The sequence below is a fragment of the Variovorax sp. RTB1 genome (assembly GCF_035018765.1).
Lineage (GTDB): Bacteria > Pseudomonadota > Gammaproteobacteria > Burkholderiales > Burkholderiaceae_C > Variovorax.
Genome location: NZ_JASJXG010000055.1, coordinates 14872 through 28323 on the forward strand (window position 1 = coordinate 14872; position 13452 = coordinate 28323).

Here is a 13452-nt window from a genome sequence, read left to right on the forward strand (position 1 = left end):
GGCCTCAAATGCCCCAGCCGGAATCGCTGATGTGCCGCGCATACACCGCGAGCACGATGCGTTCGGAGTGCACCAGGTAGTCGTTGAGCGCTGCAGCGGCGCGGGCGAATTCGCCGCTCTCGGCCAGTTCGAGGATATTAATGTTCATGTCGACATACGGCGCGTGCAGGAACTCCGGGTCTTGCAGCAAACCGAAGGCCAGCCGCAACTCGGCCAGCACTTGCGCGAAGAGCAAGTTGAGGCGCTCGCTGTCGGCCAACTCCACGATGGCCATGTGGAATGCCATGTTGGCGGTACCCGCGCCGAGCCAGTCGCTGTCGGCGCGGCAGCGCAGCGCGGTTTCGACGGCGTCGCGCATCTTCTTCTTGGCCGGATGCCGAGGGTAGGCCTGGCCCAGCGCCTGGCATTCGATAAGGCGCCGCACCCGATAGATGTCGATGATCGACGCAATGCTCGGAATCGCCACGAACACGCCGCGGTTCGGAGAGTGCTTGACCAGGCCGTCCTTGGTCAGCATGCGAAACACCTCGCGCAACGTGTTGCGCGAAATGCCGAGACTGTCGCTCAACGTCTGCTCCGAGAGCCGCTGGCCGGGTGAAAACTCGCCGCGGGTGATCCGCTGACGGAGCTCTTCAGCCATGCGCTCGCTCAGCGTCCGGACCGCGGGGGAAGGTGAAGCGGGCAGGCTCATATTCCCCGCGTTTTAGCAGATGAGTTGCCACATCTGCGTTCAATTGCTCAACGAGTGTCGGGTTATTCCCTAGGAATTGGCACGTAACTTGCGAACGATTCTTCTGTAATTGTTGAACAATAAATAGCTACTGACTCATTCAAACATCCGGGTGCTTGAGTCACCCACGATCACTTTCAGGAGTATCCGCCGTGCCCACTGCTATCAATCTCTGGCCCCTGCTCGGGGTCGCCGTCATCATCGTGGGGTTCATCCTGCGCTTCAACCCGATGCTGGTCGTGATCGTCACGGCTATCGTCACCGCCTTTGCCGCGAACTTTCCGGTCGACAAGATCCTCGCCACCATCGGCACCGGGTTCATCAAGACGCGTAACCTGCCGCTGATCATCCTGCTGCCGCTCGCGGTCATCGGTTTGCTCGAGCGGCACGGGCTGCGGCAGCACGCGCAGCGCTGGATCAGCAGCATCAAGTCGGCCACCTCGGGCCGCTTGTTGATCGTCTACCTGGCGGCGCGTCAGCTGACCGCAGCCGTCGGCCTCACCAGCCTCGGCGGCCATCCGCAAATGGTGCGGCCGTTGCTCGCGCCGATGGCCGAAGGTGCAGCCGAAGCCCGTTTCGGTGCGCTGCCCGATCGCGTCCGCCACAAGTTGCGAGCCTTCTCGGCGGCGACGGACAACGTTGGCCTGTTCTTCGGCGAAGACATCTTCGTGGCCTTTGGCGCCATCGTGCTGATGACCACCATCCTGCGCGAATTGGGCATCGAAATCGAGCCGATCCATGTGGCGCTGTGGGGCATCCCGACCGCCGTGTGCGCCTTCGTGATCCACGCCTGGCGCCTGCGGCGGCTCGACAAGTGGCTGAACAAGGAGATGAGTGGGCAGACGCCATCGGACGTCGGCCCTGACAACGTCACGGCCAGTCTCGCGGCCACTGCCACTGCCGCGGTGAAGGGAGCCTGATCATGACGCTCACCATCACCCACCTCTACGACCTCGTCGGCATCATCCTGGCCATCACGGCCGTGATGACGCTGATGGACAAGCATCATTCCAAGCGCTACTCCAGCGCGTTCTTCTGGGCGCTCTATGCGCTGGTGTTCCTCATCGGCGATTTCATTCCGCCGGTGTGGGTCGGCGTCGGCGTCATCGTCATGGCGCTGATCGCGGCCTTCGGCGGTGTGGGCATCGGCCATCACGCGGCGCGCACGCCAGCGCAATATCTGGAGAGCGCCAAACGCCTCGGCAACAAGCTCTTCATTCCGGCGTTGGCGATTCCCGTGGTCACCATGATCGGCACGCTCTCCGCGAGCCACCTGATCTTTGGCGGCGTGCCACTGCTCGACCCGAAGAACACCACGCTGGTGAGCCTGGGTGTCGGTTGCATCGTCGCGTTGGCTTTGGCCTGCAAGCTCACACACGAAACGCCCATGCAGGGCATCCGTGAATCGCGCCGCCTGACCGATGCGCTCGGCTGGGCGCTGGTGCTGCCGCAGATGCTGGGCATGCTGGGGCTCGTGTTCGCCGACGCTGGTGTAGGCAAGGCCGTCGCGCACATCACCACCACCTACATCAACATGGACGTGCGCTTCTTCGCGGTGGCGGTCTACGTGATCGGTATGGCGCTCTTCACGGTGATCATGGGCAACGGCTTCGCGGCCTTCCCCGTGATGGCAGGCGGCGTCGGCGTGCCGATCCTGGTCGGCGTCTACCACGGCAACCCGGCGGTAATGGCCGCGATCGGCATGCTCTCGGGCTATTGCGGCACCTTGCTCACGCCGATGGCCGCCAACTTCAACATCGTGCCCGCCGCGCTGCTGGAGTTGCCGGACAAGAACGCGGTGATTCGCGCGCAGGTACCCACGGCGCTCACGCTGCTGGCGTGCAACGTCTTCCTGTTGTACTTCCTCATGTTCCGCTGAGTTCGGTATGCAGATGGACCTGAACAGCGACCTCGGCGAAAGCCTCGGTGCCTGGCGCATGGGCGACGACGATGCGATGCTCGGCATCGTGAGCAGTGCCAACGTGGCATGCGGTTTTCATGCAGGCGATGCGGCCGGCATCCTGCAGACGCTGAAACGCGCGAAGGAGCGAGGCGTGGCGGTCGGCGCGCATGTGGCGTACCCGGATCTCGCCGGCTTCGGCCGCCGCAACATGGACGTGGCGAGCGCCGACCTGCAGGCCGATGTGATCTACCAGATCGGTGCGCTGAAGGGCATGGCGACAGCGGCCGGCACGACGGTGCGCTACGTCAAGCCGCACGGCGCGCTGTACAACACCATCGCGCACGACGAACGGCAGGCGCGCGACGTGATCGCGGCCATCCGCGCGATCGATTCATCGCTCTGTCTCGTCGCGCTGGCCGGCTCGCCGTTGATCGGATGGGCCCGTGCCAGCGGCTTGCGCACCATCGCCGAGGCCTTCGCCGATCGCGCGTACATGCCGGACGGCGCACTGGTGTCGCGGCGTGAAAAAGGCGCGGTGCTGCACGATCCGCACGAGGTTGCGGCACGCATGTTGACGCTGGCGACCGAAGGCGTCGTGACGGCCATCGACGGCAGTACCGTGCGCATCGAGGCGGACTCGGTCTGCGTGCACGGCGACAGTCCCGGCGCGGTGGAGATGGCGCGCGAAGTGAGGGCGCTGCTGGAGCGCTCCGGCGTGGTGATCCGGTCATTCGTCGAGGCCGATCGATGAAGGCGTCGATCAAGCGATCGACGATGCGTTTTCTGCCCGTCAACCTGGATGCGCTGCTGGTCGAGCTCGACGATCTGCCGCAGACGCTGGCCCTGCTGGCCTCGCTGCACTCCGAGCCCCTCCGTGGCATCGAAGAGCTGGTGCCGGCGGCGCGCACGTTGCTGGTTCGCTATCGCCCGTCGATGGTGTCGCGCGCGGCGCTGGTCGCTGCGATCGGCGCACGCAGCCTGGACGCGACCGTCGAGCGGACGTCGACGTTGATCCAGATTCCGGTCAGCTACAGCGGCGAGGATCTCGACGAGGTCGCGCAGATGCTCGGTATCACGCGGGAGGAGGTCATCCGGCGCCATACCGGCAGCGAGTACACGGTGGCGTTCACCGGCTTCGCACCCGGCTTCGCTTATCTGAGCGGCGGTGATCCTGGCCTCGACGTGCCGCGCCGCACCACGCCGCGCACGCGCATCCCGGCCGGCGCGGTTGGGCTCGCGGGGCAGTTCAGCGGTGTCTATCCGCAGGCCAGCCCCGGTGGCTGGCAGATCATCGGCGTGACGGCAACACCGATGTGGGATCTGTCGCGCGACGTGCCAGCGTTGTTGCAGCCAGGCTTTCGCGTTCGCTTCGTCGATGTGACGCAACGGGCTGCCGTTGCGCTGGCGCCGCCAGCCCTGGTTGCCGGGCCATCGACAGCCACAACAACATCAACGGCATCGCCAGCAGCGCCGGGCGCAGCACACGAAGGTTCGTCACTCGAAATCCGCAGCACCGGCCTGCAGGCACTCTTCCAGGACCTGGGCCGTCACGGCCAGGCCGGGCAGGGCGTGTCGGCCTCGGGTGCGATGGACCAGGGCGCCTTGCGCGCGGCGAACCGACTCGTCGGCAATCCCAGCGATGCGGCTTGCGTGGAGATCGTCTACGGCGGCTTTCATGCGGTGTGCCATGGCGACGCTGTCGTGGCGTTCACCGGCGCCGAGGCACCAATCGAAGTAACGACCGCGAGCGGTCTGCGGCTCGCAGCTTCGGGTTACCAGGCCATCGCACTTTCGGATGGCGACAGCGTCGTGCTCGGCGAACCGCGCGCAGGCATTCGCAGCTACCTTGCAGTGCGCGGCGGCTTCACGGCCGCGCCGGTGCTCGGCAGTCGGTCCACCGACACGCTGGCCAACGTCGGCCCTGCACCTGTCGCCGCAGGCGACACGCTGCCGATCCACCGCTCGACGGTCGGCGCCATCGTCGGTGCCCCCGAGCAGCCGCCGCACGACCTGCCTACGACACACGAGGTCGTCACGCTCGACGTGGTGATGGGTCCGCGCACCGACTGGTTCACGCCCGAGGCGGTCGCGCTGCTGGCAAGCCAGACCTGGACCGTCACACCGCAGTCCAACCGCGTCGGCTTGCGGCTTGCGGGCGCGCAGTCGCTGACGCGTTCGAACCCGGCCGAACTCCCGAGCGAAGGCACTGCGCTCGGCGCCATCCAGGTGCCGCCGAGCGGACAGCCTGTGCTGTTCCTGGCCGACCATCCGCTCACCGGTGGCTATCCGGTCATCGGTGCTGTCGCGACCCATCACCTCGACCGCGCTGGGCAAATCCCCATTGGCGCCCGCGTGCGCTTCAACCCGATCCAGCCTTTCGAATTCGACATCACGCCATGAAAAAAGTCCTCATTGCCAACCGTGGCGAAATCGCCGTGCGCATCGTGCGCGCCTGTGCCGACTACGGTGCGAAATCGGTGGCGGTCTATGCCGACGCCGACCTCGACGCGCTGCATACGCGCATGGCCGATGAAGCCTACGGACTCGACGGCCAGCGGCCCGCCGACACCTATCTGCACATCGAGAAGCTGCTGGCCGTGGCGGCACGGTCGGGTGCGGACGCGGTACATCCCGGTTACGGCTTTCTGTCGGAGAACGCGGGCTTCGCACGCGCCGTGATCGGCGCGGGGCTGATCTGGGTCGGCCCACCGCCGGAAGCCATCGACGCGCTCGGCGACAAGGTGCAGGCACGCAAGATCGCGCTCGAAGTCGGCGCACCGCTGGTCGCCGGAACGCCGGGCCCGGTGAACAACGCGCAGGAGGTCGTCGCCTTTGCCGAGCAGCATGGCTTGCCGATCGCGATCAAGGCCGCTTTCGGTGGCGGCGGTCGTGGGCTCAAGGTGGCATGGCGCATGGACGAGGTCGCCGATTGCTTCGAATCCGCGGTGCGCGAAGCCATCACCGCCTTCGGTCGTGGCGAGTGTTTCGTCGAGCAGTTCCTCGATCGCCCGCGCCATATCGAGGCGCAAGTCATCGCCGACACGCACGGTCGCGTCGTGGTGCTCGGCACGCGCGATTGCTCGCTGCAACGCCGCAACCAGAAGCTGGTCGAGGAGGCGCCCGCGCCGTTCCTCACCGATGCGCAACGCGAGCGCATCCATGCGTCGGCACGGGACATCTGTGCGAAGGCGGGCTATGTTGGCGCTGGCACGGTTGAGTTTTTGCTGAGTCCGTCGGGCACGATCTCGTTCCTCGAAGTGAACACGCGGCTGCAGGTCGAGCACCCGGTCACTGAAGAGACGTCGGGCATCGATCTCGTGGTCGAGCAATTGCGCGTGGCCGATGGCCTGCCGTTGTCGATCACCGAAACGCCTGTGCCGCGCGGCCATGCCTTCGAGTTTCGTATCAACGCGGAGGACGTCGGTCGTGGCTTCCTGCCGGCGCCGGGTACGGTGCGTGTGTTCGATGCGCCTTCAGGTCCGGGCGTGCGCGTCGACACCGGCGTGGTGTCGGGATCGATGGTGCCCGGCACCTTCGATTCGTTGATGGCCAAGCTCATCGTCACCGGCGCCACGCGCGCGCAAGCCATTGCGCGCGCACGTCGGGCGCTGAAGGAATTTCGCATCGAAGGCGTGGCATCGGTCCTGCCGTTCCACCGCGCGGTCATGGCGCACGGGGACTTCACCTCGGCGGACGAATTCAAGGTGCACACGCGCTGGATCGAAACGGACTTTGCGAACACGCTCGCTGCGGCAGTGCGCTCCGAGCCTGGCGTGTCTGCCGCGCCGTTGACTCGTACCGCCATCGAGATCGATGGGCGCCGCATGGCGCTCGGGTTGCCGGCCGAGTTGCTCCGTGGATTGCAGTCGGGTTCTTCTGGCGGCGGGACTTCGGCAGCAAAAGCGCTCGCCATCGCCATAGAGATCGACCCCGCAACGGTCGCCGCGCCGATCACCGGCACGCTTCAATCTTGGAAAGTCGCCGATGGAGACACCGTCGCTGCAGGCGACCCCATCGCGTCGATGGAGGCCATGAAGATGGAGATGCAGGTGGCTGCACATCGCGCGGGTCGCATCGCGCTCAAGGTGGAGCAGGGCGCCTACATCACGGCCGGGACGGGCATTGCGGAGATCCGATAGACGGCAAGCCAGGACACCATTGGCTTCGCGAGGGCTACTCGAGCTTCGCGTCCTCTTTCTTCGCCTCCGCCATCGCTTCCGGCTCCAATTCTTCAGCATAGCGATTGAGCCGAATGAACACGCCCCAGCCAGCCAGCACGATCCCCACCGCACAGAACATCGCGGCGGCGTGGAGCATGAGCTCGGGCTTCTCGCGCGACTTGAAGGTGGCGACCAGTGCCTCGACTGCGATGGCGACCACGATCACCACCATGAAGCGCGAGAGGAAGCGCCGCACGCGTGTCGGTGCGCCGATGTGCGCGTCGCGAATGACCTCTTCCTCCGTGATGGTCTGCGAAATCTGAAGCGCCACCACCGCAGCGGCCAGCAGGCCGATCGCCTCGATCACCGCTTCGCCCGCAGTCGTGTCGACGCCGCCGGTCATGGCCATCCAGCCGTTGTGCGCTGCGATGACCATGAGCGCGATGCTGGCGCCGGCAAAGAGCAACGCCATGAGCGCATGAACGACGGAGTAGAGACGGAGGAAGGCTTTCATGGACTGGTGGAGCTAAGCAACGGTGTTCGATGTTGATCGTCGTCACCGCGCCGCGCTGTCAGCGGCGGGCGCAAAGTATCGAACCGCGTCGGTGTCAAGTCGAAAGCCCGTTGGAACAGAGCGATGAGTGCGCTGGCGGTGGCAAAGCCCTCGAGGAGCGCATGCGCAGGACTTTTTAGCGTCACCTGGGCGTAACGCTGCGGGATTGCCGGAAGCGGTTCGCAGCGCCAGACATCGACCCGGCTCCCGCATACTTTGGCCCATGACGCTCTCCACTTACCTCCTGTATGTCGCAGCGGTCGCGCTGCTCATCGCAACCCCCGGCCCCACCATGCTCATGTGCATGACCAACGCGCTGAACCATGGCACGCGGCGCGCGATGACTTCCGTGGCAGGGTCGGTGACAGCCGTGCTGATGGTCATGCTGCTCTCGGCAGCCGGCTTGGGCGCGCTGCTGGCCGCATCGGAAACCGCCTTCACGACGGCCAAGCTCATCGGCGCGGCCTATCTCGTCTGGCTCGGCATCAAGACCTTCCGGAGCGACGCGTCGGTGCTGAGCGTCGACAAGGGCGCGGCCAGCGTGCCGCGCCGGTCGTTCTACCTGCAGGGCTTGCTGGTCGGCGCGAGCAACCCCAAGGCCGTGCTGTTCTTCGCGGCGTTTTTCCCGCAATTTTTGAACCCGTCTGCGCCGATGGCGCCGCAGTTCGCGATCCTCGCGCTGACCTTCATGGTCTTGGAGTTCACGGTGCTCACGACCTGTGCGCTCAGCGTGTCGCGCTTGGCCCCACTGCTGCGCCGGAGCGGGCCGCTACGCTGGGCCAATCGCGTGTGTGGTGGATTGTTCACCTTGATGGGCGGGCTGCTGCTGTTGACGCGGCGGACTGCTTGATTCAAGACTGATCCAGCTGAAGCGCCTTCGCGACCGCACGGGTCGCGTGTATCAGGCCATCCACCAGGCGCTCATCGACTTCGAGCAGCCCTTCGTATTCGCCGAGGTTGCGCGTGTTGTGGCATTTGTCGAGCACCCGCCACACCTCGGGTCCCAAGCCGAGCGTATGCGGCAGCACCTGGAACACGACGTAGCGATTGCCCGAGCGATAGCCCTTGCGGCGCAGTGCGGCCAGGCAAAGCGCGTGGGCGGCGTTGTAGGCAAGGTCGAATCGGCTTTCGAGTGACAAACTCGTGTTCCCTGCATCATTCAACCGGGCCAGGCCGCTGCGAAGCAAACCGGAGATCTCAGCAGCATCAGGCGCTTCGGCTCGCAGCGCCTTGCCGGGACCGCACAGGTTGCCGAGCGGATCAGTCATTCAGCACCTCGTCGTTGCCGATCAACCAGATCTTTGGCTGGTCGAGCACACGCACGACAAACGCGTTGTCTTGCGCGCTGCGTTGAGCCAGATCGCCAGGGGTGTAGAGCGTGGGATTCACCGTGCGTCCGAGCGTGACGGTGGCCGGCTCCAGGGCGCCGAACAGCTCGCCGTAGCCTAGGCTCGCGCTCACCACCAACACGTCGATGTCGCTCTGCGCAGTGTCCTGTTGGCTCGCCACCGAGCCGAATACAAACGCCACCTGGATTTGCGACGCCAGCGGCAGCAAGGCGGCACGCAACACGTCGGTCACACCAGAGGTTTTGACCACCAGCCCGCGCAATTCGGCGAACACCGGCGCATCGGCATTGGCCTGGTAGTGCTTCTGATTGCCCAGGCGCGACACGGTGAGCAACCCGGCTCCTGCCAGCCCTGCCAGTTCGCGTTGAACGGCGCCGCTACCGGATTGCGCGAGGGTAATCACCTCGTTGGCGTAGAAACTGCGCGTCGGATTGCCGAACAGCACACCCAGGACGCGCTGCCGCACCTTGGGGAACAAGGCGTCCGCGAGGCTTGCAGAAGGTGATACCCGAGTGATCGTACCCATAATGGGTTGTATTATGCCCAAATTGGGTATTCGTTGGCGGACGGGTTCCTGCTGGTGGCGCGGCAAACTTATACCGGCTTGGCCTCAGCCCGTAGCAGATCGCGGAACTGGACGGGCAAGTCGCGCGGCGTCACCAGATCCACGCGCACGCACACCGCTCACACCAGCCGCGACCCCCCATCGATGTGCAGCGTCTCCCCATTCATCCCACCGTTGGTCATCAGAAACACCACGGCGGCGCCGGCTTCTGCGGCGGTGACGAGGCGATGCAGGGGCAGCTTTTCCTTCAGGCCGGACACGAACGCGTCGAGCCCATCGCCGAACGCCCGGCCGAGCAGGGGCGTGTCCGTGATGCCGGGCGACAAGGTGTTGACCCGCGTCGGCGCCAGTTCCAGCGCCAGCCCGCGCGCCAGCGCCTCCATCGCGGCGGACGCTGCGCCCAGCACTGCGGTGCCGTAGGCGTTCGGGCGGTCCGACAGCGCGCCGGAGATGAAGGTGATCGACCCGTTCTTCGACAGCCGGTCGCCCAGCGCGCGGATCGTATGCACTGCCGCCCAGATGCGCTCGTCGAACGCCCTGCGCAGGTAGTCGACCTCGGCCTCCCGCACCTTGCCCGCCACGAAGCTGCCGGCCAGCAGCACCAAGTGGTCGACCTGCGCGATGTCGACCAGCGCGGTGGTGATGGTTTCGCTGCGCGTGACATCAGCTGCGCGCCAGCCGTCCAGGCCGTTGGCCGTGGCTGCCTGCTGCGCGCGCTCGGCTTTCGAGCCGATGACGATGACCTTGGCGCCCGCTGCCTTGGCCTGGATGGCAGCCGCCAATCCGATGCCGGACGTGCCGCCGAACAGCACGACCGTCTGCCCCTGGAGCGCGCCGGAAGACGATTCGGAAAGTGGGTTGCTGGTGAGATCAGAGATGGTGGGAGGGCTGGTGGTCATTGTGAATTCCTGTGGTCGGCACCCGGTTGGTGTCGGTGTCTGGAGAGACTAAGGATTCACCAAACAGTTGATAACCAGGCTATAAGTTGATTTACTCATGCCATGAAGGAACAAATAAATCTCGACCGGCTCACCGGACTCATTGCATTCGCAAGCACGGCCTCGCTCGGCAGCTTCACCGCAGCGGCCCGTGCGCTGTCGGTGTCGCCATCGGCCGTGAGCAAGAGCGTTCAGCGGCTGGAAACCAGCCTCGGGTTAACGCTATTCACCCGCACCACGCGCGCGCTCACGTTCACTTCCGAGGGGCGCGATATGCACGAGCGGGCGCTTCGCCTGCTACAAGCCGTCGAAGAGATCGAGCAGGCGGCGGTGGCAGCGCGCGGCGAGCCGTCCGGCACCATCAAGGTCACTGCGCCGCTGCCGATCGGCGTCAACCTGCTGGCGCCTGCGTTGCCGCGATTTCGCGAGCGCTATCCCAAGCTGTCGGTCGACTTGCGATTGGGCGATCGCGTCACCGACCTGATCGAGGAGGGCATCGACGTGGCCGTCCGCGTCGGGCACGTGGTGGACAGCCGCCTCATCTCGCGTCGACTCGCTCCGCATCGGCTGTGCGCCTTCGCCTCGCCGGCGTATCTGGCCAAGCACGGCACCCCGCAACATCCCGAAGACCTGGCGGCGCACGAGTGCGTGAACTTCCGCTATCAAAGCTCGGGGCAGACATTGCGCTGGCCGTTTCATGTTGGCAAACGCGTGCTGGAAATATTGCCCGACGCTGGGATCGTGGTTGACGTCAGTGATGCTGTTGCGGCGATCCTTGCTGCGGGCGGCGGTGTCGGCATCTCGCCCACGTATATCGCTGCGCCCTATGTCGGGCGCGGTGAACTGGTGCCGGTGCTCACGCAGTTCATATTGAGCGACAAGTTCGATATCACCGCGCTCTGGCCAGAAAGTCGGCGGGGAAATCCGAATGTGATGGCGTTTGTGGGATTTCTGGAAGAGGTGTTCCCGAAACCTGCGCCTTGGGATGTTTTGATTCAGGGGAAATGAGGTTTTCGACGTTAGGAGGTCGATGGCAGCGACGCCACCAGCGTGCCGCGCCGGTCGTTCTACCTGCAGGGCTTGCTGGTCGGCGCGAGCAACCCCAAGGCCGTGCTGTTCTTCGCGGCGTTTTTCCCGCAATTTTTGAACCTGTCTGCGCCGATGGCGCCGCAGTTCGCGATCCTCGCGCTGACCTTCATGGTCTTGGAGTTCACGGTGCTCACGACCTGTGCGCTCAGCGTGTCGCGCTTGGCCCCACTGCTGCGCCGGAGCGGGCCGCTGCGCTGGGCCAATCGCGTGTGTGGTGGGTTGTTCACCTTGATGGGCGGGCTGCTGCTGTTGACGCGGCGGACTGCTTGATTCAAGTCTCGGCGGCGCACGCGCGGACTTGTAAGCGAAATCATTCTGTGGCGCGCATGACGCGTGCGCGAGAGGCAACTAAAACAGCATCGGCCGTCGAACCGCTTATGCCGCTGCGGCGGCACCAGGTGGCCGTATCCGGTTATCGTCGTCTGAGCGCGGCACGCCGCTCAGAAGTGCTCGACCCAAGGACGCACCTCGATCTCCCAGGACCAGACGCTGCGCGGTTGCGCAAGCAGGTGCACGTAGGTGGCAGCAATCGCGTCGGGGTCGAGGAGCGAGTCTTGGCCGTTGTTCGGTACACCGACGGGACGGATTGCGCCGTCGACGACGACATGAGCGATGTGGATGCCCTGTGGCGCCAGCTCCCGCGCCATGCTCTGCGCGAGGCCACGCAACGCAAACTTGCCCATCGCGAACGCGGCCGATTGCGCGAACCCCTTGATCCCAGCAGAAGCACCGGTGAATAACACCGCCCCGTGTCGATCCGGCAACATCCGGCGCACGGCTTGCTGGGCGACGCGAAAGGCGGCGATCGCTGTGACGTCGACCGCGCGCGCGACCGCTTCGGCATCGACGTCGACGAACGATCCCCGAACGCGCTGGCTCGCGTTGTAAACGACGACGTCGGGCGCGCCACCAAGCGCCAGTTCGGCCGCATCGAACAGCGCGTCGACGGCGGCTCCGTCACTTGCATCGGCCACGATCGGCGCTGCGCCGGTCTCGGAGGCAATCGCTTCGAGTGGCTCGCGTCGGCGCGCTGCGACCGCGACGCGCATTCCGCACTCGCCTGCAAAGGCTCGCGCCAGGCTGGCGCCGAGACCGGGACCGGCGCCAACGATCAGTGCGCGCCGGTACGGCAAAACGGTCACGCCGCCCCTTCCGTGGCGAGGCGAGCGTTCTGCGGAAACATCGCCTGTTTGGCGCCTTCGTCCATTTCGGCCTTGTAGGCGTGCTTGGCCTTCAATGCCTCGGCGCGCTGCGCTGCTGGACGCGCGTTGACTTCATCGAGAAGGCGCTTCACGTTGGGGAGCTCCTGCCACGCTTCGGCGCCGAGCACGAACGGCACGGCGCGCGCCCAGCCCCATACGGCCATGTCCACCACCGTGTAGCGGTCGCCGAGCATCCAGTGACGATCAGCGAGACGCGCGTCCACGATCTTCCAATGACGCCACGCCTCGAAATCGTAGCGGTTCAACGCGTAGACTTTGGGCTCGGGTGCGAAGTGCTTGAAGTGCACGGCCTGTCCCGAGTAGGGACCGATGCCGGTGGCCACGAACATCAGCCACGAGAGCATTTCCGCGCGCGCAGCCGGCGTGTTCTCGGGAAGAAACTGGCCGGTCTTTTCGGCGAGGTAGAGAAGAATGGCGTTGCTGTCGAAGACAACCGCATCCCCGTCGACAAGCGCCGGAGTCTTGGCGTTCGGGTTGATCGCGGTAAAAGCCGGCAGGTGCTGGTCGCCCTTGCGAGTGTCAACAGGCACAAGTTCGTACTCGAGACCGGCTTCCTCAAGGAACAGCGCTACTTTGGCGGGGTTCGGCGAGGGGTGATAGTAGAGTTTCATCATGGTGGCGCTTTGTGGAAAGGGAATCGATTGTGGAGCGGCTCACGCTTTTGCGCTTTGGAGCTCGTCCTGAATTTGAGTTCGAGGCATAGTTTGACGACAGGGATCAGACCGCGCGTGCAACCATGCATCGTGCACCTGACCTGCAACTCGCTGGACTACGCCAGCTGGAAGGACGCAGTCTCACGTGGCCAGCAGGGCCGGGGTGCCTCCAGCGGCCTGACAGGGGCCTGAAGGCATTAGAGAATTACCCGAGAGCGAATCAATCCAACCCGCCTCGAACACAAAAATCCTGACACCTCCACCGCAGGACGAACTATCTAGCCCACCC

General features: G+C 65.2%; 15 protein-coding genes. 8 read left to right on the forward strand and 7 right to left on the reverse strand.

Features of this window, described 5'->3' with window-relative positions:
• Window positions 1–4: 4 nt before the first annotated feature.
• Window positions 5–640 carry a GntR family transcriptional regulator gene (locus tag QN397_RS23200; RefSeq protein ID WP_416352225.1) on the reverse strand — a complete coding sequence of 212 codons (636 nt, stop codon included), beginning with the start codon at window positions 638–640 and terminating at the stop codon, window positions 5–7.
• Window positions 641–882: 242 nt separating this feature from the next.
• Between QN397_RS23200 and QN397_RS23205 the strand changes: the two genes are divergently transcribed.
• Genes QN397_RS23205 through QN397_RS23225 form a run of 5 tightly spaced genes read left to right on the forward strand, consistent with a single transcriptional unit; the run spans window position 883 to window position 6772 of the window.
• Window positions 883–1650: a DUF969 domain-containing protein gene (locus QN397_RS23205; RefSeq protein ID WP_323498826.1), complete on the forward strand. Its 768-nt coding sequence runs from the start codon at window positions 883–885 to the stop codon at window positions 1648–1650.
• 2 nt (window positions 1651–1652) lie between these two features.
• On the forward strand, window positions 1653–2609 hold the full coding sequence (locus tag QN397_RS23210) for a DUF979 domain-containing protein (protein ID WP_187051243.1): 957 nt from the start codon (window positions 1653–1655) through the stop codon (window positions 2607–2609).
• A gap of 7 nt (window positions 2610–2616) precedes the next feature.
• Window positions 2617–3384, forward strand: coding sequence for a 5-oxoprolinase subunit PxpA (locus QN397_RS23215; protein ID WP_323498827.1), 768 nt, complete (start codon window positions 2617–2619; stop codon window positions 3382–3384).
• Window positions 3385–3407: 23 nt separating this feature from the next.
• A complete protein-coding gene (locus QN397_RS23220) occupies window positions 3408–5033 on the forward strand; it encodes an urea amidolyase family protein (protein WP_323498853.1) in 1626 nt (541 codons plus the stop codon).
• On the forward strand, window positions 5030–6772 hold the full coding sequence (locus QN397_RS23225) for an acetyl/propionyl/methylcrotonyl-CoA carboxylase subunit alpha (protein WP_323498828.1): 1743 nt from the start codon (window positions 5030–5032) through the stop codon (window positions 6770–6772). Before QN397_RS23220 ends, QN397_RS23225 begins: the two co-directional genes overlap by 4 nt.
• Window positions 6773–6806: 34 nt before the next feature.
• Here the strand turns inward: QN397_RS23225 and QN397_RS23230 are convergent, their stop codons facing one another.
• Window positions 6807–7307 (reverse strand): hypothetical protein, encoded by a 501-nt coding sequence (locus tag QN397_RS23230; RefSeq protein WP_323498829.1) that lies wholly within the window; start codon window positions 7305–7307, stop codon window positions 6807–6809.
• Window positions 7308–7569: 262 nt separating this feature from the next.
• Between QN397_RS23230 and QN397_RS23235 the strand changes: the two genes are divergently transcribed.
• A complete protein-coding gene (locus tag QN397_RS23235; RefSeq protein ID WP_323498830.1) occupies window positions 7570–8196 on the forward strand; it encodes a LysE family translocator in 627 nt (208 codons plus the stop codon).
• A 1-nt stretch (window position 8197) separates the two neighbouring features.
• Here the strand turns inward: QN397_RS23235 and QN397_RS23240 are convergent, their stop codons facing one another.
• From QN397_RS23240 to QN397_RS23250, 3 genes are all read right to left on the reverse strand, one after another.
• Window positions 8198–8614, reverse strand: coding sequence for a hypothetical protein (locus QN397_RS23240; RefSeq protein WP_323498831.1), 417 nt, complete (start codon window positions 8612–8614; stop codon window positions 8198–8200).
• Window positions 8607–9221, reverse strand: coding sequence for a nucleotidyltransferase domain-containing protein (locus QN397_RS23245; RefSeq protein WP_323498832.1), 615 nt, complete (start codon window positions 9219–9221; stop codon window positions 8607–8609). Before QN397_RS23245 ends, QN397_RS23240 begins: the two co-directional genes overlap by 8 nt.
• A gap of 158 nt (window positions 9222–9379) precedes the next feature.
• On the reverse strand, window positions 9380–10159 hold the full coding sequence (locus QN397_RS23250) for an SDR family oxidoreductase (protein ID WP_323498833.1): 780 nt from the start codon (window positions 10157–10159) through the stop codon (window positions 9380–9382).
• 102 nt (window positions 10160–10261) lie between these two features.
• On the opposite strand from QN397_RS23250, the gene QN397_RS23255 reads away from it, so the two are divergent.
• Both QN397_RS23255 and QN397_RS23260 read left to right on the forward strand, forming a co-directional pair.
• Window positions 10262–11206: a LysR family transcriptional regulator gene (locus QN397_RS23255; protein WP_323498834.1), complete on the forward strand. Its 945-nt coding sequence runs from the start codon at window positions 10262–10264 to the stop codon at window positions 11204–11206.
• A gap of 42 nt (window positions 11207–11248) precedes the next feature.
• Window positions 11249–11557: a LysE family translocator gene (locus QN397_RS23260; RefSeq protein WP_323498835.1), complete on the forward strand. Its 309-nt coding sequence runs from the start codon at window positions 11249–11251 to the stop codon at window positions 11555–11557.
• A gap of 170 nt (window positions 11558–11727) precedes the next feature.
• On the opposite strand, the gene QN397_RS23265 is transcribed toward QN397_RS23260, so the two are convergent.
• Together QN397_RS23265 and QN397_RS23270 are read right to left on the reverse strand one after the other, a co-directional pair.
• Complete coding sequence (locus QN397_RS23265; RefSeq protein WP_323498837.1) at window positions 11728–12429, reverse strand: SDR family NAD(P)-dependent oxidoreductase; 702 nt, start codon at window positions 12427–12429, stop codon at window positions 11728–11730.
• Complete coding sequence (locus tag QN397_RS23270) at window positions 12426–13124, reverse strand: glutathione S-transferase family protein (protein ID WP_323498838.1); 699 nt, start codon at window positions 13122–13124, stop codon at window positions 12426–12428. Before QN397_RS23270 ends, QN397_RS23265 begins: the two co-directional genes overlap by 4 nt.
• Window positions 13125–13452: the final 328 nt, after the last annotated feature.